This window comes from Amycolatopsis halotolerans (assembly GCF_042647905.1).
In the GTDB taxonomy this organism is placed as follows: Bacteria; Actinomycetota; Actinomycetes; order Mycobacteriales; family Pseudonocardiaceae; genus Amycolatopsis; species Amycolatopsis halotolerans.
The window spans coordinates 29753-49912 of record NZ_JBHRWI010000019.1; the positions used below are offsets into that span (position 1 = coordinate 29753).

The 20160-nt window shown below is 68.3% G+C and carries 19 protein-coding genes; 9 read left to right on the top strand and 10 right to left on the bottom strand.

Going from position 1 to position 20160, the window contains the following annotated elements; translation table 11 throughout:
• Window positions 1-55: 55 nt before the first annotated feature.
• Window positions 56-1240 carry an FAD-dependent monooxygenase gene (locus ACFORO_RS14190; protein WP_377875118.1) on the top strand — a complete coding sequence of 395 codons (1185 nt, stop codon included), beginning with the start codon at window positions 56-58 and terminating at the stop codon, window positions 1238-1240.
• Here ACFORO_RS14190 and ACFORO_RS14195 read toward each other — a convergent pair.
• Together ACFORO_RS14195 and ACFORO_RS14200 are read right to left on the bottom strand one after the other, a co-directional pair.
• Entirely contained in the window at window positions 1229-2542 is a 1314-nt protein-coding gene (locus tag ACFORO_RS14195; protein ID WP_377875116.1) for an MFS transporter, read from the bottom strand. The genes ACFORO_RS14190 and ACFORO_RS14195 overlap by 12 nt on opposite strands.
• The gene (locus ACFORO_RS14200; RefSeq protein ID WP_354748815.1) at window positions 2539-3765 is read right to left on the bottom strand and encodes a M20 metallopeptidase family protein; all 1227 of its coding nucleotides are present in this window, start codon (window positions 3763-3765) and stop codon (window positions 2539-2541) included. The genes ACFORO_RS14195 and ACFORO_RS14200 overlap by 4 nt, the downstream gene beginning before the upstream one ends.
• Before the next feature lie 120 nt (window positions 3766-3885).
• Between ACFORO_RS14200 and ACFORO_RS14205 the strand changes: the two genes are divergently transcribed.
• Window positions 3886-4920 carry an Lrp/AsnC ligand binding domain-containing protein gene (locus ACFORO_RS14205; RefSeq protein WP_377875113.1) on the top strand — a complete coding sequence of 345 codons (1035 nt, stop codon included), beginning with the start codon at window positions 3886-3888 and terminating at the stop codon, window positions 4918-4920.
• Here the strand turns inward: ACFORO_RS14205 and ACFORO_RS14210 are convergent.
• Entirely contained in the window at window positions 4917-5864 is a 948-nt protein-coding gene (locus ACFORO_RS14210; RefSeq protein ID WP_377875111.1) for a GlxA family transcriptional regulator, read from the bottom strand. The genes ACFORO_RS14205 and ACFORO_RS14210 overlap by 4 nt on opposite strands.
• Before the next feature lie 72 nt (window positions 5865-5936).
• On the opposite strand from ACFORO_RS14210, the gene ACFORO_RS14215 reads away from it, so the two are divergent.
• A complete protein-coding gene (locus ACFORO_RS14215; protein ID WP_377875109.1) occupies window positions 5937-6938 on the top strand; it encodes a saccharopine dehydrogenase family protein in 1002 nt (333 codons plus the stop codon).
• 5 nt (window positions 6939-6943) lie between these two features.
• Here ACFORO_RS14215 and ACFORO_RS14220 read toward each other — a convergent pair whose 3' ends face one another.
• From ACFORO_RS14220 to paaI, 4 genes are read right to left on the bottom strand one after another with little or no spacing between them, the layout of a single operon-like run.
• Window positions 6944-8530 carry an SMI1/KNR4 family protein gene (locus ACFORO_RS14220; RefSeq protein ID WP_377875107.1) on the bottom strand — a complete coding sequence of 529 codons (1587 nt, stop codon included), beginning with the start codon at window positions 8528-8530 and terminating at the stop codon, window positions 6944-6946.
• Window positions 8531-8575: 45 nt separating this feature from the next.
• Window positions 8576-9166 (bottom strand): TetR/AcrR family transcriptional regulator, encoded by a 591-nt coding sequence (locus ACFORO_RS14225; protein WP_370939757.1) that lies wholly within the window; start codon window positions 9164-9166, stop codon window positions 8576-8578.
• Complete coding sequence (gene paaK / locus ACFORO_RS14230) at window positions 9163-10443, bottom strand: phenylacetate--CoA ligase PaaK (RefSeq protein WP_377875104.1); 1281 nt, start codon at window positions 10441-10443, stop codon at window positions 9163-9165. The genes ACFORO_RS14225 and paaK overlap by 4 nt, the downstream gene beginning before the upstream one ends.
• The gene (gene paaI / locus ACFORO_RS14235; protein WP_208720501.1) at window positions 10440-10835 is read right to left on the bottom strand and encodes a hydroxyphenylacetyl-CoA thioesterase PaaI; all 396 of its coding nucleotides are present in this window, start codon (window positions 10833-10835) and stop codon (window positions 10440-10442) included. Before paaI ends, paaK begins: the two co-directional genes overlap by 4 nt.
• A 200-nt stretch (window positions 10836-11035) precedes the next feature.
• On the opposite strand from paaI, the gene paaZ reads away from it, so the two are divergent.
• Genes paaZ through paaE form a run of 6 tightly spaced genes read left to right on the top strand, consistent with a single transcriptional unit; the run spans window position 11036 to window position 16718 of the window.
• Complete coding sequence (gene paaZ / locus ACFORO_RS14240; protein WP_370939754.1) at window positions 11036-13066, top strand: phenylacetic acid degradation bifunctional protein PaaZ; 2031 nt, start codon at window positions 11036-11038, stop codon at window positions 13064-13066.
• Window positions 13063-14004 (top strand): 1,2-phenylacetyl-CoA epoxidase subunit PaaA, encoded by a 942-nt coding sequence (paaA, locus tag ACFORO_RS14245; RefSeq protein WP_377875102.1) that lies wholly within the window; start codon window positions 13063-13065, stop codon window positions 14002-14004. The genes paaZ and paaA overlap by 4 nt, the downstream gene beginning before the upstream one ends.
• Window positions 14001-14285 (top strand): 1,2-phenylacetyl-CoA epoxidase subunit PaaB, encoded by a 285-nt coding sequence (gene paaB, locus ACFORO_RS14250; RefSeq protein ID WP_009073848.1) that lies wholly within the window; start codon window positions 14001-14003, stop codon window positions 14283-14285. Before paaA ends, paaB begins: the two co-directional genes overlap by 4 nt.
• 13 nt (window positions 14286-14298) lie before the next feature.
• Complete coding sequence (gene paaC, locus ACFORO_RS14255) at window positions 14299-15156, top strand: 1,2-phenylacetyl-CoA epoxidase subunit PaaC (RefSeq protein ID WP_377875099.1); 858 nt, start codon at window positions 14299-14301, stop codon at window positions 15154-15156.
• Window positions 15150-15641, top strand: a complete 492-nt coding sequence (paaD, locus tag ACFORO_RS14260; RefSeq protein WP_354748835.1) for a 1,2-phenylacetyl-CoA epoxidase subunit PaaD — start codon at window positions 15150-15152, stop codon at window positions 15639-15641. Before paaC ends, paaD begins: the two co-directional genes overlap by 7 nt.
• A complete protein-coding gene (gene paaE / locus ACFORO_RS14265) occupies window positions 15642-16718 on the top strand; it encodes a 1,2-phenylacetyl-CoA epoxidase subunit PaaE (protein ID WP_377875096.1) in 1077 nt (358 codons plus the stop codon).
• Window positions 16719-17238: 520 nt separating this feature from the next.
• Here paaE and ACFORO_RS14270 read toward each other — a convergent pair.
• Genes ACFORO_RS14270 through ACFORO_RS14280 form a run of 3 tightly spaced genes read right to left on the bottom strand, consistent with a single transcriptional unit; the run spans window position 17239 to window position 20116 of the window.
• Complete coding sequence (locus tag ACFORO_RS14270; RefSeq protein WP_354750703.1) at window positions 17239-18354, bottom strand: adenylate/guanylate cyclase domain-containing protein; 1116 nt, start codon at window positions 18352-18354, stop codon at window positions 17239-17241.
• A gap of 4 nt (window positions 18355-18358) precedes the next feature.
• Window positions 18359-18808 (bottom strand): universal stress protein, encoded by a 450-nt coding sequence (locus ACFORO_RS14275; RefSeq protein ID WP_354750704.1) that lies wholly within the window; start codon window positions 18806-18808, stop codon window positions 18359-18361.
• 57 nt (window positions 18809-18865) lie between these two features.
• Window positions 18866-20116: a chromosome segregation protein gene (locus tag ACFORO_RS14280; protein ID WP_377896570.1), complete on the bottom strand. Its 1251-nt coding sequence runs from the start codon at window positions 20114-20116 to the stop codon at window positions 18866-18868.
• Window positions 20117-20160 lie beyond the last annotated feature (44 nt).

A 20160-nucleotide genomic window follows, 5' to 3' on the forward strand; every position in this document is an offset into this window, starting at 1 on the left:
AGAACTGCACTAGAGCAAAGGTACGTGAACGGAGAAACGCTCGTACGGTTTGCCCATGCGCACTGTTTTGATCTCCGGCGCGGGCGTTGCCGGGCTTTCTCTCGCGTACTGGCTGCGGCAGTACGGTTTTCACCCGACTCTGGTCGAGCGCGCACCCGCGTTGCGCGCCGGCGGCCAGGCGATCGACATTCGCGGCACGGCCCGCGAGGTGATCGACCGCATGGGGCTGATGGACGAGGTCCGTGCCGCGCACACCGGCACGCGCGGCATCGCCTGGCTCGACGAACAAGGCCGTCGGGTGGCCGAAATGTCCGCGGATGCTTTCGGCGATTCTGGCGGAGTGGTCGCGGACCTAGAGATCCTGCGCGGCGATCTGATACGGATCCTGCACGACGCCGCAGACTCTGAAATCGAATACGGCACCGAAATCACCGCGCTGACCGAGGAATCCGAAGGGATTCGCGTGACCTTCACTCACGGCCCCGCGCGGACGTTCGACGTCGTGGTCGGCGCGGACGGCATCGGATCCGGTGTGCGGGCCATGGTTTTCGGCCCGAAATCAGTGCGCGACCTCGGTTATGACGTCGCGTACTTCCCTGCCCGCACCCAGCTCGACCTGGCCGGCTGGGAGGTGATTTACAACCTGCCCGCGGGCAACGGGGTCGGCGGCCGCGCCGTCATGCTGTACCCGCTGGGCACGTCCGGCGAATGCTGCGCCATGCTCGGTTTCGTTTCGCCGGAACCGCTTTCGTCGAGGGAAGACCCGGCCGCCGCGCTGGCCGAGGTGTTCGCTGGCGCCGGGTGGGAGATTCCCGCCCTGCTCGACCAGCTGCCGGACGACCTGTACTTCGCCCGCACCAGGGAGGTCCAGCTGACGGATTGGCACCGCGGCCGCACGGTCCTGCTCGGCGATTCGGCCTTCGGCGGTTCGCTCGGCATGGGGACCAGCCTGGCTGTCGTCGGCGCGTACGTCCTCGCGGGTGAACTGTCCACTATGGACGACCCGCGAGCGGCCTTCGCCAGCTACGCCGACGAGATGCGGGACTACGTGGCGGCGAACCGGAAACGCCCGCCCGGCGGGGCCAGGGGTTTCGCCCCGCGGACCCGGAACGGCATCCGGGTGCGCAACGCGATCATGCGCGCATTGCCGCACCTGCCAGGCCGGCAACGGATGCTGGGCGGGCTTCAGCGCTCGGCGAACGCCATCACGCTGAAGCCCTACCCGGCCTTACGCTCCTGATCCGGTGACCGCCCGGTCGGCCGTCTCCGCCTTCTCCCGCAGGTCGACGCCCCGGGTCTCCGGAAGCGTGAACACGACCAGCGCACTGATCACCATCAGCACGATCCCGTAAATGACGAACAGCGACGGATGCCCGTTCCCGGCGAACAGCGTCTGCAAGTACGGGGCCGTGCCGCCGAACGCCGCGACCGCGATCGAGTACGGCACGCCGACGCCGACCGCTCGGATGCGGGTCGGGAAGATCTCCGCATAGACGGCCGGGCCGATGGAGGAGAACCCGGCCATGAACACCAGCGCGATCGACATCGCCACGAACAGCTGCCACGCCTCGTGCCCGACCATCGCGTTCAGCGGGAAGCTCAGCACGAGCAGGCCCGCGATCGCGATGAACAGCACCGGTTTGCGGCCGATGCGGTCGGACAGCATTCCCCACAGTGGCAGAGCGATCAGGAACACGACGTTCGCGAACACACCCGCCCACAGCGCGCCGGTCGGGGCGACGCCGCGCACGGTGATCGCGTACGACGGCGCGGCGACGGCCCACATGTAGTAGATGACCGTCGCGCCTACCGTCAGCCCGACGACCTGTGCGAGCAGTTTCGGGTTCTGCTTGATCGTCTGCCAGATCTGGCCCTTGTCCTTCGCCGCGTCCTTCTTCGAAGCCTGGAACACCTCGGTCTCGCGCATGCGAAGCCGCACGTAGAGCGAGTAAATCCCGAAGACGCCGCCGAGGATGAACGGGATGCGCCAGCCGTAGGACAGCATCTGCTCGTGCGTCAAGACGCCGGAGAGAACCGCGCCCAGCAGCGTGCCGACGAGGACGCCGCAGGTGCCGGAGAAGTAGATCAGGCTCGACCACAACCCGCGGCGGGCCGGCGGCGCGACCTCGGCGATGTAGGTCTGCGCGGACGGCAGCTCGCCGCCGTGCGCGAGGCCCTGGGCCAGCCGCGCGACCACGAGGATCACCGACGCCCACACGCCGATTTGGCCGTACGTCGGGGAAAGGCCGATGACCAGGCTGCCGGCGGCGGCGATCGCGACCGTCAGCGACATCGCCAGTTGACGGCCCTTGCGGTCGGCGATCCAGCCGAAGACCCAGCCGCCGACCGGCCGCGCGGCGAACCCGACCGCGAACACCGCCAGCGTGCTCAGCAGGGCCGAAACCGCGCTATGGGCGTTGAAGAACTGCGCGGCGAAGAAGGACGCGAAGGTGGCGTAGACGTTCCAGTCGAACCATTCCATCGCGTTGCCGGCACCGAGCCCGAAGAGGGTGCGGCGACGATCTGGGACCACAGAAGTCATCGCATTGCTCCTTCGGCGAAACGGTCGAGACGGCGAACGGCGAGTTCTGCGTAGACGGTCGCGGCACGGGACAGCACGGACGGGTCGAAATCGGCGTACGGACTGTGGTTGTTGGGCGCGGTGTGCGGTTCGAGGCCCGGCATCAGCGCGCCGAGGCCGAGGAACGTGCCCGGCACCGCGGCGAGCACGCGGGAGAAGTCCTCGGAACCGGCGACCGGATTGGGCAATTCGGTGTAGTACTGCTCGCCGATCGTCTCGCGGACGACCTCGGCTCCGAACGCCGTCTCGTCGACATCCGTTACGGTCACGGGATATTCGTTCTCGAACACGACGTCCGCGGTGACGCCGTTCGCCCGCGCGACACCGTCGATCGTCTCGCGGATGGTGGTGTCCAGCAGGGCGGCGGTGTCGTCGGAGAAGCACCGGACGGTGGCCTCGAACTCGGCGGTCGCGGGGATGACGTTGCGCTTGGTGCCGCCGCGGATGACGCCGACGGTGAGCACAGCCGGGTCGAAGATGTCCAGCCGCCTCGTGATCATGGTCTGCAGCGCGGTAATCATCGCTGCCGCAGCGGAGATCGGGTCCTTGGCGCGGTGCGGCATCGAGCCGTGGCCGCCTTCGCCGTGCACGGTGACGAGCAGCTTGTGCGAAGCGGACATCAGCGTCCCGGGACGGCTCGCGAACTGGCCGCTGGGCAGCATCGACGAGAAAACATGCAGCCCGTACGCGGCGTCGACGCGTCGGCCAGCGGCGTCGAGCACGCCTTCCTTCAGCATTACGCCCGCGCCGTCCCAGCCTTCCTCACCGGGCTGGAACATCAGGACGACGTCGCCGTTGATCCGGTCGCGGTGCGTGTGCAGCAGCCGCGCCGCGCCGACCAGCGACGTCGTGTGCAGGTCGTGGCCGCACGCGTGCATCGCGCCGTTGGTAGCGGCGAAGTCGAGGCCCGTCGCCTCCTGCACCGGAAGCGCGTCCATGTCGGCGCGCAGCAGGACCGTGCGCGGCTGAGCCGAATCCCGGGCGGAGCCTTTGCCGCGAAGCACTGCGGTCACCGACGTCGTATCGGTGCCGGTGGAGACCTCCAGGCCGAGCCCGTCGAGTTCGCGCAGCACCCGTTCCTGGGTGCGCGGGAGGTCGAGACCGATCTCGGGTTCGCGGTGCAGGTCGCGGCGCAGCCGGGCCAGGTCGTCCTGCTGGCTGCGGGCGTCTTCGTGGAGGTCCACCGGCTCGGCTCCTCTTCGTCGGGGAACGGGCGTCTTGGTGGTCGAGTGTGCGAACTGACGCCCGATATCGGGTTAGAGTTGTCGGAATCGCTCGCAGGATGGCCCTCTGGAGAAGAAATAATGATCGACTCACTGGAGGAGGAAGACTTTTCGCTCATCCACGCACTGCAACTGCGCCCCCGCGCCACCTGGACGCAACTGGCCGTGGCCCTCGACTCCTCCCCGGTGACGCTGGCGCGGCGCTGGGAGCGGCTGCGCGACGGGGGAGCGGCCTGGGTGACGGCGTATCCGCACGTGCCCGGGCTTTATCAGGTGCAGGCGGCGTACGTGGAAATCCGCTGCGCGAGCGGCCAGGTGCGCGAGCTGATCCGGGAGCTGTCGACGTGGCCTTCGGTGGCCAGCATCGAGGAGGCTTCGCGCGAGTACAGCCTGGTGCTGACGGTCTTCGGTCTCGGCCTGCGTGACCTGTCCGCCCTGCTGCTCGACGCGATCCCCAGCCTGCCCGGCGTGCTCAACACGCGCTCGCACCTCGCGTCGCGGCTGCACGTCGAAGGCAGCTCATGGCGAGTCGGCGCGCTGGACCGACGTCGCGTGCAGGCCCTGTCGCAACTGCCCTCTATCGGCGGCGGGCGGCTGGCCAAGCTGCAGCCGTGGGAAGAGCCTTACGCCCCGCTGACCGTCGCCCTTGGTGAGGACGGCCGACGCAGCGCGGCCGACCTTGCGCGGATCACCGGACGCCCCGTGTCGACTGTCCGCCGACAGCTCGGACACCTGTTGAGCGCCGACGCGTTGACGTTCCGCTGCGAGATCGCGCAGGGGCTGACGCCGTCGCCGATTGTCGTGAACTGGTGGTGCCAGGTGCCGGTGGCGCACGTGTCGACGTGCGTGGATCGGTTGCGGGCCAACCCGACCGTGCGGCAGATGGCGAGTTTGCCCGGTCCGGCGAATCTGTTGGTGACCACGTGGATGCGCTCGATCGAGGAGTCGATGCGGATGCAGGAGCACCTGGAGCAGGATCTGGCGCCGCTGTCGGTGGTGGATTCGGCGCTGATCCTGCGGACGGTCAAGCGGATGGGCTGGCTGCTGGACGATTTGGGGCGGAGTACGGGGTTCGTGGTGACTATGCCTGCTCCGGCTTGGAGGGAAGCGCCTTAGGCCAGCCGGAACGTCGCGCGGTATTCGGAGGGCGAGACGCCGAGTGCGTCGCGGAAGTGGCGGCGGAGGGTGGCGGCGCTGCCCATCCCGCAGCTCGCGGCGATCTGCTCGACCGGGGAGTCGGTGCGTTCGAGCAGTTCCTGTGCGCGGGCGAGGCGTTGCCGGTGCAGCCAGTTCAGCGGGGCGGAGCCGAATTCGGCGCGCATCCGGCGGGCGAGTTGCCGGGAGCTGAGACCGGCGTGGCGCGCGAGGTCGGCGACCGTGAGCGGTCGGTCCAGCCGGGACCGTGCCCACTCCGCGGTGCGCGCCAGGGCGGAACCTTCCGGGGACGGCGGCGGGGACACGAATTGCGCCTGGCCGCCGTGCCGGTGCGGCGGGACGACCAGGCGGCGGCCGAGGTCGTTGGCGACCGCGGCGCCAAGGTCGCGGCGCACCAGGTGCAAGCACAGGTCCAGGGCGGCCGTTTTGCCCGCGGAGGTCAGGATGTCGCCCTCGTCGACGTAGAGCACGTCGGAGCGCACCTTCACGCGCGGATAGCGGCGGGCCAGGTCGTCGGCGTGCATCCAGTGGGTGGTCGCGATCCGGCCGTCCAGCAGTCCCGCCTCGGCCAGGACGAACGAGCCGGTGCACAGGGCCGCGATCCGGACCCCGTTCGCGTGCGCCTCCCGGAGCGCGGCCGCGAGCGCCGGATCGATCTCCTCGCCGGGCGAATCCGTGGAGGGGACCACGATCAGGTCGGCGGCGGCTACGCCGATCTCCGAGACGCCGATCGAGGGCAGCTGCGGCAGCCAGTGCCGCGGCGACCGGTCCGGGCAGGCCACGACGACGTCGTACCAGGCGCCGCCGGGGGAGAGCTCCGATCGGTCGACGCCGAAGACTTCGGCCGCGATCGCGACCTCGTACAGCATCGCGTGCTCGTGCAGGACGAGCACCAGTCGAGGCATGTCCGATACTGTACGCAACTCGTCCTTTCAGACACTCACGAGTGGCGCGCGAGAGTGTCCAGAATCAGCTTTATGACAGATTCCCAGCGTGTCCTGGTCTACGGCGCCAGCGGCCACACCGGAAAGTTCGTGGTCGACGAGTTGCTGCGACGCGGTCTTCAGCCGATCGTCGCGGGGCGCAGTCTCTCGCGCCTCCAGCAGTTCGCGGATCTTGACCGGCGCGCGGCAAGCATCGACGACGGCCCCGGTTTGCGGGCGCTCCTCAACGACGTCGCGGTGGTGATCAACTGCGCCGGCCCGTTCCTGGACACCGCGCTCCCGCTCGCGACGGCAGCGGTCGAAACCGGCACCCACTACCTGGACGTCACCGCTGAGCAGCCCGCCGTCCAGCAGCTCTACCGCGAGCTCGACGCATCTGCCCGCTCGGCCGGGACCGTCGTCATGCCCGCCATGGCGTTCTACGGCGGGCTGGCCGATTTGCTGCTCACCGCCGTACTCGGTCCCGAGACGACCGCTGCCGAGGTCGAGATCGCCATCGGACTCGACCGGTGGTGGCCCACGGAGGGAACCCGGGTCACCGGCGCCCGCAACACCGCGACCCGGCTGGTCATCCGCGACGGCGTCCTCGTCCCGATCTCCGGCCCGGCGACCGGCGAATGGGACTTCCCGGAGCCGATCGGCGCACAGTCCACTGTGGAGCTTCCGTTCTCGGAGGCGGTCACCATCGACCGGCATCTCAAGGTGGGAACCCTGCGCTCCTGGCTGAACACCGCCCCGCTCGACGACCTCCGCGACCCGGACACCCCGGCCCCGCAAGCCCACGACGAGCACGGACGCTCGGCGCAACGCTTCGCCGTCGAAGTCACCGTCGGCTCCGGTACTGAGACTCGCCGCGCCACCGCTACCGGGCGCGACATCTACGCCACGACCGCACCGATCTTGGCCGAAGCCACAGTCCGGCTCCTCGACGGCAGGTACCGCGGCTCGGGCGCGCTGGCCCCGGGCGAGGCATTCGCCGCGGCCGACTTTCTGACGGCGATACCGGACGCCGATTTCACAGCCGTGTGGCGATAAACGGGTCAAACGGACGGGCTGAGCGAGCCGGTGAACTCTTCGAGGTGGACGTCGGTGCCGCGGAGCTGACGGAGGAATTCGACTGCTTCGGGCAGCAGGACGCGGCCGGAGATAGTGAGGGCGGCCAGCTGGGGGAGGCGGTTGCCGGAGGCCAGGAGGCGGGTGAGCTGGCTGGCGTCGAGGGTGAGGATGCGCAGGGCTTTTAGGTGGGCGAGGTGATCGATTGCCGGGATGTCCAGGCCGTTGACGGCGAGCCGGGTGAGGTTCGGGAGAGTGGCCAGCGGGGTTAGGTCGACGGGGTGGGTGAGACCGCTGAGGGTGAGGTCCCACAGGGTCGGATGACCGGAGAGCGCGTTCAGGTCGGTCTGTTCGGCGGTGATGGTGAGGGATTCCAGGAGCGGCAGATTCGACACGGTGACGGTCACGGTTTTCGCCCCGCGCACGCCGATATCGCGCAGCGAGCCGAGCGGCTCGAACACTGCCAGGTCCAGGTCGCCGTCGTGGCGGAGATAGCAGGCCTGGACCAGCTCCGGGTGTTCGATGCCGATGATCGCTTCAGCCGGGGCAGCACCGTTGCGAACGCTCTCAACGGGATCTCGGACCGGGAGACCGGTGAAGGACGCGTGGACTTCGATCCGGTGATCGCCTTCGTGCAGGGTGTACCTGCCCGCACGAAGCGCCTGCAACGCCTCCTCGATCATCTCGGTGACCGAGGAGCCGACCAGACGCGGGGTTTCGGAAAAGTCGCCGTAAGCGAGCACCTGCCCCGAGCGGCCCTCGACATCCGGGTCGAGGTCGATCGCGAGGTACTCGCCGCCGTGGTTGCCGCCGAAGGTCACCCACCAGTCGTTGCGGAAGACGCGCTTGAGCCGCCTCGGCGGGTCGGCGTCGAAGACCGGACCGGTGTCCTCCAGCGGGCTGTCGTAGGGGACTCCGGCGCACGAGCCGGGCAGGCCCTCGTGGTACTCCTCGACCAGCCTTTCCAGCGAATCGTGGGAGTAGTAGCTGAGCAGCCCGGTCTCGCCGGAATCTCGGCCGATCAGGCGGAAGAGCGCGCGCAGCTCTTCCGGCAACCGGATCCCGATCTGAGCTTCGGCCGCGGCGATTTCTTCCTCGCCGGCTCCGGGAGCCCAGTCGGGCGCGTGCCCGATGATCGCGGTGTACCGTTCGGCGAATTCCTCGACGAGCGCACCGACTTCCCGCAGTACCGCCGGATCAGTCGGCGTCCCGGTCGGTTCGATGCCCACCGGTCGCGGCATGCCGGGCAACGGATGCCCCGGGTAACGGAAGTCCGGGTCGAACACGAAGCGGGCGCGCTCGATCAGCAGGTCGACGTCGGAGCTGAACGAGAACCGGTAACTGCCGTCCCGGCGCAGCCGCGTCTCGTAGACCCCGCGCGGTAAATCGGCCTCGAGCGCTCCGAAGATGTTGACGTGCAGGTGCGGGTCGTCCGTTGGCTCCTCGTCGAGCCACTCCGCGGTCCGGGCTCCCCAGCCACGCCACGAGATCTGCAGCACCGCGTCCGACCGTCGGTCGCCGACCGCGTCACGGAGCCGTTCTGCCAGAGTCCGCCCGATCTCCCCCAGATCCATGCCGTCAGCGTAGCGAGAAATCCTTACGCACAGCACGAAATCGGATCAAGCGCGCAACCCGTCGAACGCCATCTTGCACACCGCGTCCGCCAGTTCCTCCGGAGACGACCCCCGCCGCGGCCGGTACCACTCGATCAGCGAGTTCACCGTGCCGAACAGCAGCCGCGCCGCGATCGCCGGGTCGATGTCCGGCCGGACGTCTCCCTCCGCCTCGGCCTGCTTCACCAGGTCCGTCACCAGATGATCGAACTCGCGCCGCCGCGCCAACGCCGCCCGTTCGGCCTTCGTATTGCCCCGCACCCGCAGCAGCAACGTCACGAACGGCAGCCGATCCGCCAGCACCAGCACACTTCCGCGCACCAGATGCTCCAAACGGTCGATCGCGCGCCCGTCGAGCGCTTCCGTCGACTCCGCGACCTCGAACAGCCCGTCCAAAGCCCGGTCCACCGCCAGCCGCAGCAGTTCCTCCTTGCTCGGCACGTGGTGGTAGATCGCGGATTTCGTGATGCCGAGCTTGCGCGACAGGTCCTCCATGCTGGTCCCGTCGTAGCCGCGGTCGTTGAACAGCTTGACCGCGACCTGGAGCAGCGACTCCAGGTCGTAGCCGGGCCGGCCGCGGCGGGCGGGGGTCGTCACGAGCGTTCGTCCAGTACGCGGCGCATCTTGCCGAGCGAGCGCTCCAGCGTGTCCGGGTCCACGACCTCCACCGAAACGCTTACGCCGACACCGTCCTTCACTCCGGCGGCCACCGCGGATGCCGCCGAAGACCGACCCTCGGCCGTCGTGTCCGCGCGGGCTTCGACGCGCACGGTGAGGTGGTCCAGGCGGCCGCGGGTCGAGCGGACCAGCTGGAAGTGCGGGCTCAATCCCTCGGTTCGCAGGACGATTTCCTCGATCTGCGTGGGGAAAACGTTGACGCCGCGCAAAATGATGAGGTCGTCGCTGCGGCCGGTCACCTTCTCCATCCGGCGGAAGGCCGGACGCGCGGTGCCGGGCAGCAGGCGGGTCAGGTCGCGGGTGCGGTAGCGGATGATCGGCAGCGCCTGCTTGGTCAGCGAGGTGAACAGCAGTTCGCCGCGTTCGCCCTCGGGCAGCACCTGGTCGGTGAACGGGTCGATCACCTCGGGGAAGAAGTGGTCCTCCCAGATGTGCAGGCCGTCCTTGGTTTCCGCGCATTCCTGCGCGACACCCGGGCCCATCACCTCGGACAGGCCGTAGATGTCGACCGCGTCGAGGGCGAACCGTTCTTCGATCTCGGACCGCATCTGCTCGGTCCACGGCTCCGCGCCGAAAATGCCCACCTTCAGCGAGCTGGCCCGCGGATCCACGCCCTGGCGCTCGAATTCGTCGAGCAGCGTCAGCATGTACGACGGCGTGATCATGATGATCTCCGGCTTGAAGTCGGTGATCAGCTGGACCTGCCGGGCAGTCATCCCGCCGGACGCCGGAATCACTGTGCAGCCGAGCTTTTCCGCGCCGTAGTGCGCGCCGAGCCCGCCGGTGAACAGGCCGTACCCGTACGCCACGTGCACCTTGTGCCCCGGCCGTCCGCCCGCCGCGTGGATCGAGCGCGCCATCACCGTGGCCCAGGTGTCGAGGTCGTCCTCGGTGTAGCCGACGACGGTCGGCTTCCCGGTGGTGCCGCTCGACGCGTGCAGCCGGCGGATCCGGTCCTGCGGCACGGCGAACATGCCGAACGGGTAGTTGTCGCGCAGGTCGGCCTTGGTGGTGAAGGGGAACTTCGCCAGGTCGCCGAGCTCGCGGCAGTCGTCGGGATGCACGCCCGCCTCGGCGAACTTCTTGCGGTACAGCGGGACGTTCTCGTACGCGTGCCGCAGGGTCCACTGCAGCCGTTCCAGCTGGAGCGAGGCCAGCTCGTCGGCGCTGACGTTTTCGGCGAGGGTGGGGGTCACTGTGCTTCCCGGGTCTTCTCGATGACGCGGCTGCGGCCGCGGAATTCGGCGACGACCTCGGGCCCGCCGGGGGTTTCCCGGTGCACCGTGACGTCGTAGATGCCGTTGCGGCCGTAGCGGGTGCGCTCGGCGGCCGTCGCGACGAGGTGGTCGCCCAGTTTTCCGGCGGCGACGAACGAGATCTCCGCGCCCGCGGCGACGGTGACCGGCCCGTACGTGTTGCAGGCGAGGGCGAAAGTGGTGTCGGCTAGCAGGAACACGTAACCGCCGTGGGCGATGTCGTGGCCGTTGACCATCGTCTCGGTGACCTTCATCGTGGCCACCGCGCGGCCGTCGGCCGCCTCGACGAGTTCGATGCCGAGCGAACGGGACGCCTCGTCGGTGTCGAACATGGTGTGCGCGGCGTTGCGGGTCACGAGTTCGCCCTCCGGAATGGTGACTTACTGACCGAACGGCCGGTAATCTTGGCTGGAGCCCAGTAAAGGCCGCGCCTGGCGCGGTGTCAAGCAATGCGGGGGTTCCGATCAGCGGGGAGAACGGCTATCCTGCGAATTACTGAACGTCCGGTTGGTAATTCGGCGAGAGGGTCGGCATGGTTCTGCTCCGCAGCTACGTCTCCGGGGGATGGCACACGGCGCCTGGCGAGGGCGCCCCGCTGCACGACGCGGCGACCGGGGAGGAAGTGGCCCGGATTTCGTCGGAAGGGATCGACTTCGCCGCGGCGCTCGACTACGGCCGCACTGTCGGCGGTCCGGCGCTGCGGAAGCTGACGTTCCATCAGCGGGCCGCGCTGCTCAAGGCGCTCGCCTCGCACCTGCGCGAGCACCGCGAAGAGCTGTACGCGCTGTCGGCGCGCACGGGTGCGACGCTCGGCGACTCGAAGTTCGACATCGACGGCGGCATCGGCGTCCTGTTCAGCTACGGCTCGAAGGGCAAGCGTGAACTGCCGAACGACACCGTGTACGTCGACGGCGCGGTCGAGCCGCTGAGCCGCGGCGGCACGTTCGTCGCGCAGCACATCGCCACGCCGCTGCAGGGCGTCGCGGTCCAGATCAACGCCTTCAACTTCCCGGTGTGGGGTCCGCTGGAGAAGTTCGCGCCCGCGTTCCTCGCCGGGGTGCCGAGCCTGATCAAGCCGGCCAGCCAGACCGCGTACCTGACCGCGCGGCTCGTGGAGCTGATCGTCGAATCCGGAATTCTGCCTGAGGGCACGGTGCAGTTCGTCGCGGGCAGCGTCGGCGACCTGCTCGACCACGTCACCGCGCAGGACCTGGTGTCGTTCACCGGTTCCGCGTCCACCGCGCAGAAGCTGCGCGCGCACCCGGCGATCGTGCGGAACTCCGTGCGGTTCAACGCCGAGGCCGACTCGCTGAACTGCTCGATCCTCGCCCCGGACGCCCGGCCGTCCACGCCGGAGTTCGACCTCTTCGTCAAGCAGCTGACCACCGAGATGACGGTGAAGGCGGGCCAGAAGTGCACCGCGATCCGCCGCGCGTTCGTCCCGGCGGAAATGCTCGATGACGTCGCCGAAGCCGTCAGCGCTCGGCTCGCGAAGGTGACTGTCGGCAATCCGAACGCCGAGGGTGTCCGGATGGGCGCGCTGGCCAGCCTGGAGCAGCGCGAGGAGGTACGCCGTTCGCTGAAGGCCCTGCTCGACGCGGGCAGCATCGTCTTCGGCGACCCGGAGCACGTCGACGTCGTGGACGGCGACGAGGCGACCGGCGCGTTCATCTCGCCGATCCTGCTCAAGGCCGACCCGGAACGGGCGGAGCCGCACGAGGTCGAGGCGTTCGGCCCGGTGTCCACGCTGATGCCGTACACGTCGGTCAAACAGGTCATCGAGTTCGCGGCGCGCGGCGGCGGCAGCCTGGCCGGGTCGGTCGTGACCGGCGACCCGGTGTTCGCCCGCGAGATCGTGTTGGGCGTCGCGCCGTACCACGGCCGGCTGCTCGTGCTCGACAGCGAAGACGCGAAGGAATCCACCGGGCACGGTTCGCCGATGCCGCAACTGGTCCACGGCGGCCCCGGTCGCGCGGGCGGCGGCGAGGAAATGGGCGGTATCCGCGGCGTGCTGCACCACATGCAGCGCACGGCGGTGCAGGGCAGCCCGACGGTGCTCGGTGCCGTCACCGGCCGGTGGGTCGAGGGCGGTCCGCGGACCGAGGACGACGTGCACCCGTTCCGGAAGTCGTTGGCTGAGCTGAAGGTCGGCGACTCGGTGGTGGCCGGTCCGCGCACCGTCACGCGCGCCGACATCGACCACTTCGCCGACTTCACCGGCGACACCTTCTACGCGCACACCGACGAAGCGGCCGCTGCGGCGAACCCGCTGTTCGGCGGCATCGTGGCCCACGGCTACCTGGTCGTCTCGTTCGCCGCGGGCCTGTTCGTGTCACCTGAGCCGGGCCCGGTGCTGGCGAACTACGGCCTGGAGAACCTGCGCTTCCTCACACCGGTGAAGGTCGACGACGCGCTGACGGTCACCTTGACGGCCAAGCAGATCACGCCGCGGATCGACCAGGAGTACGGCGAAGTCCGCTGGGACGCCGACGTCACCAACCAGGACGGCGACTCGGTCGCGAAGTACGACGTGCTCACCCTTGTCTCGAAGGAGCAGCCGTGACCGCTGTGGCAGAGCCCGAACTGGAAGCCCTTTTCGAGCGCACCATCGAACGGGACCAGCGCATCGAACCGCGCGACTGGATCCCCGAGGGCTACCGCAAGACGATGATCCGCCAGATCGCGCAGCACGCGCATTCGGAGATCATCGGCATGCAGCCGGAGGGCAACTGGATCACGCGCGCGCCTTCGTTGCGGCGCAAGGCGATCCTGCTCGCGAAGGTGCAGGACGAGGCGGGTCACGGGCTGTACCTGTACTCCGCGGCGGCGACGCTCGGCGCGGACCGCGCGGACCTCACCGACAAGCTCATCACCGGCCGGCAGAAGTACTCGTCGATCTTCAACTACCCGACGCTGACCTTCGCCGACGTCGGCGTGATCGGCTGGCTGGTGGATGGCGCGGCAATCTGCAACCAGGTGCCGCTGTGCCGGTCGTCGTACGGGCCGTACGCGCGGGCGATGATCCGGATCTGCAAGGAGGAGTCCTTCCACCAGCGGCAGGGCTACGAGCTACTGATGACCATGATGCGGGGCACCCAGCAGCAGCGGGAAATGGTGCAGGAGGCGGTGAACCGCTGGTGGTGGCCGTCGCTGATGATGTTCGGCCCGCCGGACGCGGATTCGCCCAACACCGCGCAGTCGATGGCGTGGAAGGTCAAGCGGCACACCAACGACGAGCTGCGGCAGCGCTTTGTCGACATGTCCGTGCCGCAGGCCGAGGCGCTCGGCGTGACCTTCCCGGACCCGGAGCTGAAGTGGAACGACTCGCGCGAGCACTACGACTTCGGCGCGGTCGACTGGGACGAGTTCAAGAACGTGCTCAAGGGCAACGGCCCGTGCAACGCGGAGCGCATCGCGCACCGTCGGCGGGCACACGACAACGGTGCCTGGGTAAGGGAAGCTGCGGCGGCGCACGCGGCCAAGAAAGAGGTTTCGGCATGAAGCACGACTGGCCGTTGTACGAGGTTTTCGTCCGCGGTAAGCGGGGGCTGAACCACGTGCACGTGGGCTCGCTGCACGCGGCGGACGACGAGATGGCGCTGCACCACGCGCGCGATCTCTACACGCGCCGCAACGAGGGTGTGTCGATCTGGGTCGTTCGCGCCTCGGACATCACCGCGTCGTCGCCGGACGAGAAGGATCCGTTCTTCGCGCCCAGCGGGGACAAGGTGTACCGGCACCCGACGTTCTACGACATTCCCGACAACGTTCCCCACATGTAAGGGATGTCTTGCTGTGTCCTTCGATAACGTCTACGAAGCCATCACCGAGGACAACGACGCCCGGTGGGCTTTCGGCACTGGATTCGCTGATCCGCTGTCCGGTGTGGACACCTCGGTGCCGTCCGGAGTGGACGGTGCGCAACTGGCCGCGTTTTGCCTGATGCTGGGTGATGACGCGTTGATCTTCTCGCACCGGCTGCAGGAGTGGGTCAGCAATGCGCCGGAGCTCGAGGATGAGGTCGCGATCGCCAACATCGGCCTCGATCTGCTGGGCCAAGCGCGGTTGTTGCTTGCTCGCTCCGGCAAGGCTGACGGCACTGATCGATCTGAGGACACGTTCGCGTTCTTGCGGGCGGAGAACGAGTTCCGGAACGTGCGGTTGGCTGAGCTGGGCGGCGGGCACTTCGGGCATCTGATCGCGCAGCTGTTCGTGTTTTCGACTTGGCGGCTCGCGTTGTTCCAGCAGCTGGAGTCCAGTGTGGATCCGGTGCTGGCGGCTATCGCTGCCAAGGGCGTCAAGGAATTGGCCTATCACCGGGATTATGCCGCGCAGTGGCTCGTGCGGTTGGGGGATGGGACGCCGCTGTCGCGGGAGCGGATGGCTGAGGGGCTGGCCGCGGTGTGGCCGTATGTCGAGGAGTTGTTCTCGACGCATCCGGTCGAGTTGGCGAATGTCGCTTTGCTGCGGCCGGAGTTCGATGCTGTGGTGGATCAGGCGTTGGCTGCGGCAACCTTGGAGCGGCCGGAGATCGGGGCTATTGCTGGGGTTTCAGGTCGTACTGGGCGCGACGGGGTGCATACGGAGCAGATTGGCTTCTTGCTGGCTGAGTTGCAGAGTGTGGCTCGGGCTATGCCTGGGGCGTCGTGGTGACCGCCATTGCGGTGGCTTCCACGGTCACTGATCCCGAGTTGCCGATGCTGACGCTCGCGGATCTCGGGGTGCTGCGCGAGGTGTCCGAAGAGGACGGTCGGGTTACGGTTTCTATTACGCCGACTTATACCGGTTGTCCGGCTATGGACACCATGCGGGACGACCTGGAGCACGCGTTGCGTGGTGCTGGGTATGTCGAGATTGATATTCGCACTGTGCTGGAACCGGCTTGGACCTCGGATTGGATCAGTGCGGACGGGCGGCGGAAGCTTGCTGAGGCTGGGATCGCCCCGCCTGGGTCTGCGCCTCAGCGGGTTGCCGGGCCGATTCCGTTGACGCTCGGGCCTTCTGTGCGGCGGGTTGCTTGTCCGCATTGCGGGTCTTTGGATACGGAAGAGCAGTCTCGGTTCAGTGCTACTGCGTGCAAAGCGTTGCGGCGGTGCCGGTCTTGCTGGGAGCCGTTCGAACACGTCAAGGAGATTTGAGTGACTGCCACCGTTTCCCGTCGTACCGGGTTCCATCCGTTGCGGGTGGCTGAGGTTGAGCGGCTTTGTGACGATGCCGTGGCCGTTACCTTCGACGTGCCTTCCGAGCTTGCGTCGGTCTATGCCTTCGCGCCTGGGCAGTCGCTCACGCTGCGGCGGATGGTGGACGGACGGGATGAGCGGCGGTCGTACTCCATCTGCGCCCCGGCCGGGGCGCGGCCTCGGGTTGGGGTGCGTCTCGTGCCGGACGGCGTCTTCTCGTCGTGGCTGGTCAATGAGGTTCGTTCTGGGGACACTGTTGAGGTTTCCGCGCCGACCGGGTCGTTTACTCCCGATCTTGCTGCTGGTGGGCACCATGTCCTGATCGCCGCCGGTTCCGGAATCACGCCGGTGTTGTCTATTGCGGCCTCGCTGCTGGCCACGCCGGATGCTTCGGTGACTGTGCTGTACGGGAATCGGCGTACTGACACGGTGATGTTCGCCGATGATCTGGCTGATTTAAAGGATCGGTATCCGGCGCGGCTTGAGCTGGTGCACGTATTGTCCCGTGAACCCCGCGAGGCCGAGTTGTTTACTGGGCGGTTGGATGCGGACAAGCTGAGTGCGTTGTTCGGGTCGATCGTGCCGGTGGAGGATGTTGATCATTTTTGGCTTTGCGGGCCGTTTGGGATGGTCGCCTCTGCGCAGGATCTTCTTGGTTCGCTGGGGGTTCCTGGGGAGCGGATTCATCAGGAACTGTTCTATGTGGACGATGTGCCGCCGGAGCCGGTCAAGCATGTTGACCCCGCGGTGGCTGGCGCTTCGTCTGAGGTCACGTTGGTGCTGGATGGTCGGTCTACGACGATGAACTTGCCGCGTGAGTCTTCGGTGTTGGATGGGGCGCAGCGGTTTCGGCCGGATTTGCCGTTTGCTTGCAAGGGTGGGGTTTGCGGGACTTGCCGGGCGCGGGTGACTGAGGGTTCTGTTGACATGCGGCGGAATTTCGCGTTGGAGAAGGCTGAGGTGGAGGCTGGTTTTGTGCTGACTTGTCAGTCTCATCCGGTTTCTGAGCGGGTTACTGTTGATTTTGACGCTTGATTGCTCGTCGCCTGGCGGCGACATTGCTGCGTTGGTTGCGTGGGGCACCCCGAAGGTTGATTGTGCTGACGGTCTGGGGGTGCTTGTCAAGGCGGGAAAGATGCCTTGACAAGCACCCCCAGACCGCAGGGAGGCTTCGTATCGGGGTTGGGGGAGGGCTGGGTGCCTCGATCGTTGGGTGCAGCGGCTGCGGTTTCGGGTTGGGGCTAGCGCCCCAATGTGGCATTGGGTGCATGTGACGCAACCAATGCCGCGTTGGGTGCGCGGGACGCACCGAATGCCGCGTTGGGTGCATGTGACGCACCGAATGCCGCGTTGGGTGCATGTGACGCACCGAATGTCGCATTGGGTGCATGCGACGCACCGAATGCCGCGTTGGGTGCATCGCGGAAGTGGGGGCGGTCCGTGAAGGGCCCCTTGAGGGAATCTAAGTCCGTGAAGGGGCCCCTCACGGACCACCGCTGGTCGTGAGGGGAACCCTGAGGGACTCTGAGTCCGTGAAGGTTCCCCTCACGGACGTTTAGCGGCGTCGGCGGCGTTTGCGTGGAGCAGCGGGGGGCGGGAAGTCGTCCGGTTCCGGGGTTTCGGGCGGAGCGGGGTCGCCCAGGCCCAGCATTTCCGCAGCCAGTTGTTGAGACGAGGCGAAGCGGCCGGTGGGCTTGTCCTTTGCCCTGCGGAGTGCGGACGGGCGGAGGCGGTTGTAGCCGCGTACTGCGATGGGGCGTCTGGTGCGGAGGTCGAACTCCGGCAGCGGCTCCAGTTGCCCGGCCAGTTCTCGGTCTACCAGCACGGTTCCGGGGCGGGCGGCTGACGTGAGTCGGGCGGCCAGGTTCACGACGGAGCCATAGACGTCCCCGAAGCGGGACAACACCCGGCCTGACGCCATTCCGGCTCGGACTGCGGGCAGGCCGCCGTCTTCGCCGGTGCGTTCGGCTAGCGTCAGGGCGATTTCCGCGCCGTCGGCGGGGGAGTCGGTGACGAAGAGGACTTCGTCACCGATCATTTTCACGACTCTGCCGTGGTGTTCGGCGATGACTTCGGTGGCTAGGGATTCGAAGCCGTCCAGGACTTGGGTTAGTTCTTCTTCGTCGGCTTCTCTCGTGAAGCGCGTGTAGCCGACCATGTCCACGAAGCCGACCACCAGGGCGCGCGTTTCCAGGTCTTCGTCTGGGCTGGCGAAGGCGCGGCCCGCGAAGGCGGCCAGGTGGCGGCGCCAGACGTAGTTTTGGACCTGCTCCAGTTCGGGGAGCAGGCGTTCCACCAGGCGGGTGACTTGGCGGTCGCTGCGGGCCAGTTCCGGGTTGTCGGTGATCAGCTCCCACAGCATGTGGACCTGCCACTCGGCCAGCCGGGAAAGATGCTGGCCGAGGGCACGGGTCACCGCGACTTCCATGCCGGGGGCGACTAGGCCGGAGCTCACCAAGCCGTCGGCTATGCGCATGGCTTCGACGTCGGCGTCGGTGAACACCATCTCGTCGTCTTCGACGGTGGCGAAACCCAGCGCCCGCCAGAGCCGCCGCGAGCGTTCTTCGGGTACGCCGGCTCGTTTCGCTACTTCGAGCCTCGTGTAGCGGCGGGGACCGCCGAGCAGGGCGCGTTCCAGGCGCTGCTGCAGGTCCCGGGAAGAATCGGCCACGGCCTCAGGTGGTGTGCACGATCAGCACGTCGACGCCCGACTTCCGGGCCACTTCCGCCGGGACCGAGCCCAGGATCCGTCCGGCGAGAGTGTTCAGGCCGCGGTTGCCGACGACCAGCAGGTCGGCTTTGCGGTCCTTCACGACCTTCCGCAGCATGTCGACCGGCTGGCCCTCCAGCGCGACCGTTTCGATGTTCGTGGCACCGGCCTTCGCCGCGCGGTCCCGTGCGGACTGCAGCGTGTCCTCAGCGGGCGCGGACCCGACGACCTGGTAGGCCTCGTCGCCGAGCTCGTCCTGCGCGCGTTCCACGTCTTGGCGGCTTGCCGGGTGGTACGCGCAGACGACGACGAGCGTCGCCCCTGCGTCGCCAGCCACCCCGGCGGCTTTGTCCACCGCGGCGAAGGACGAGTCGGACCCGTCCGTGCCCACCACCACAGTCCGATAGACAGCCATCCACAACCTCCCGGCGAATCGGTCAGCGGGGCGGCGCGGCCCCTTCGCGGGGGAAGGTTACTCGCCAGTCGGTTTTCCCGCCGGGCGCGGTTGCGGCTGCGGCTTGGGCACGTCGGAAGTCCGCAGCCGGACGGTCTGCTCGACGTCGCGGCTCACCGCGGGCTTTCCGCTGTTCGCGGGGGCGTTCTTGGTGCCCTGACCAGCGGAGTTCTGCCCGGACGCGCTGGACTTGCCGCTCTGCGCGGCCGTGGCGGCGCCGGTCTGCGAGCCGTTCGCGGCGGACTTCGGCCCGGACCCGTTGGCCTCGTCGACCGCGGCCTTGATGTCCGCGGGAACGGCGCCGTCGGTTTCGCCGAGCACGTGCTGCGCCTCGGCCAGCACGGTGCGCGCCGACCGGACCTGCTCGGCCAGGCTCGCCCGGACCGTGCGCAGGGCCTCGACCCGCTCGTTGGCCTGGGTGATCCGGCGGTTGGACTCGTCGGTGGCGGTGCGGACGCGGCGGCGGGCCTCGTCGGCCGCTTCCGCGAGGCGCGCGTTGGCCTCGGTGATCGAGTCCTGGCGGCGCTTGTTCGCGTCGGCGACCGATTCGCGCTGGCGACGGTCGATGTCGGTCTTCGCGGCCGTCTCCTCTTCGAGCACCTTGGCGCGGATCGCGGCCGCGTCCTCGGCGGCCTCGCGGACCCGGCGCTCGGCCTCGGCCTTGCTGGCCGCCTCCTGCTCGGCCAGCACGCGCATCGCCTCGGCGCGGCGGGTGGCCATGGCGATCTCGAAGTCTTCCTCGACCTGCGTGCGGCGGGCCTCGGACTCCGCGTCGAGCTTCTTGCGCTCGGCCTCGGCCTCGTCGGTGATCCGCTTGGCCTCGGCGCGCGCGTCCTCGAGCACCTTGCGGTGCTCGGCTTCCATTTCCTTGCGGCGCAGGTCGAGTTCGGTGAGCAGCTGCTCGTACCGGGCGCGCATGGCGCTCGCGTCGGTCTCCGCCTTGGCCCGGATGTGGCCGGCTTCGGCCTCGGCGCGGGCCCGCGTGTCGGCGGCCTCGTCCTGCGCCAGCCGCAGCATCCGCTGGAGGCGCTCGGACAGGCCCTCGACGCTCGTCGGCGGCTGCGCGAGCCGGTCGACCTGACCGCGGAGATCGGCGATCTCGCCGCGCGCGACCTCCAGCTGCCTGGCCAGGTCGCCGGACTGGGCGATGGCGGCGTCGCGGTCGGCGGTGAGCATCTTCAGGTCGCCGTCGAGCCGTTCGAGGTGCTCGTCGACCTGCGCTCGGGCGTACCCCCGCTTCGCTACGTCGAAGCCGGCTCCCAGCGGCACGAGTTCGCGTTCATCGCCAAGACTCATGCCACCACCGTAGTCGC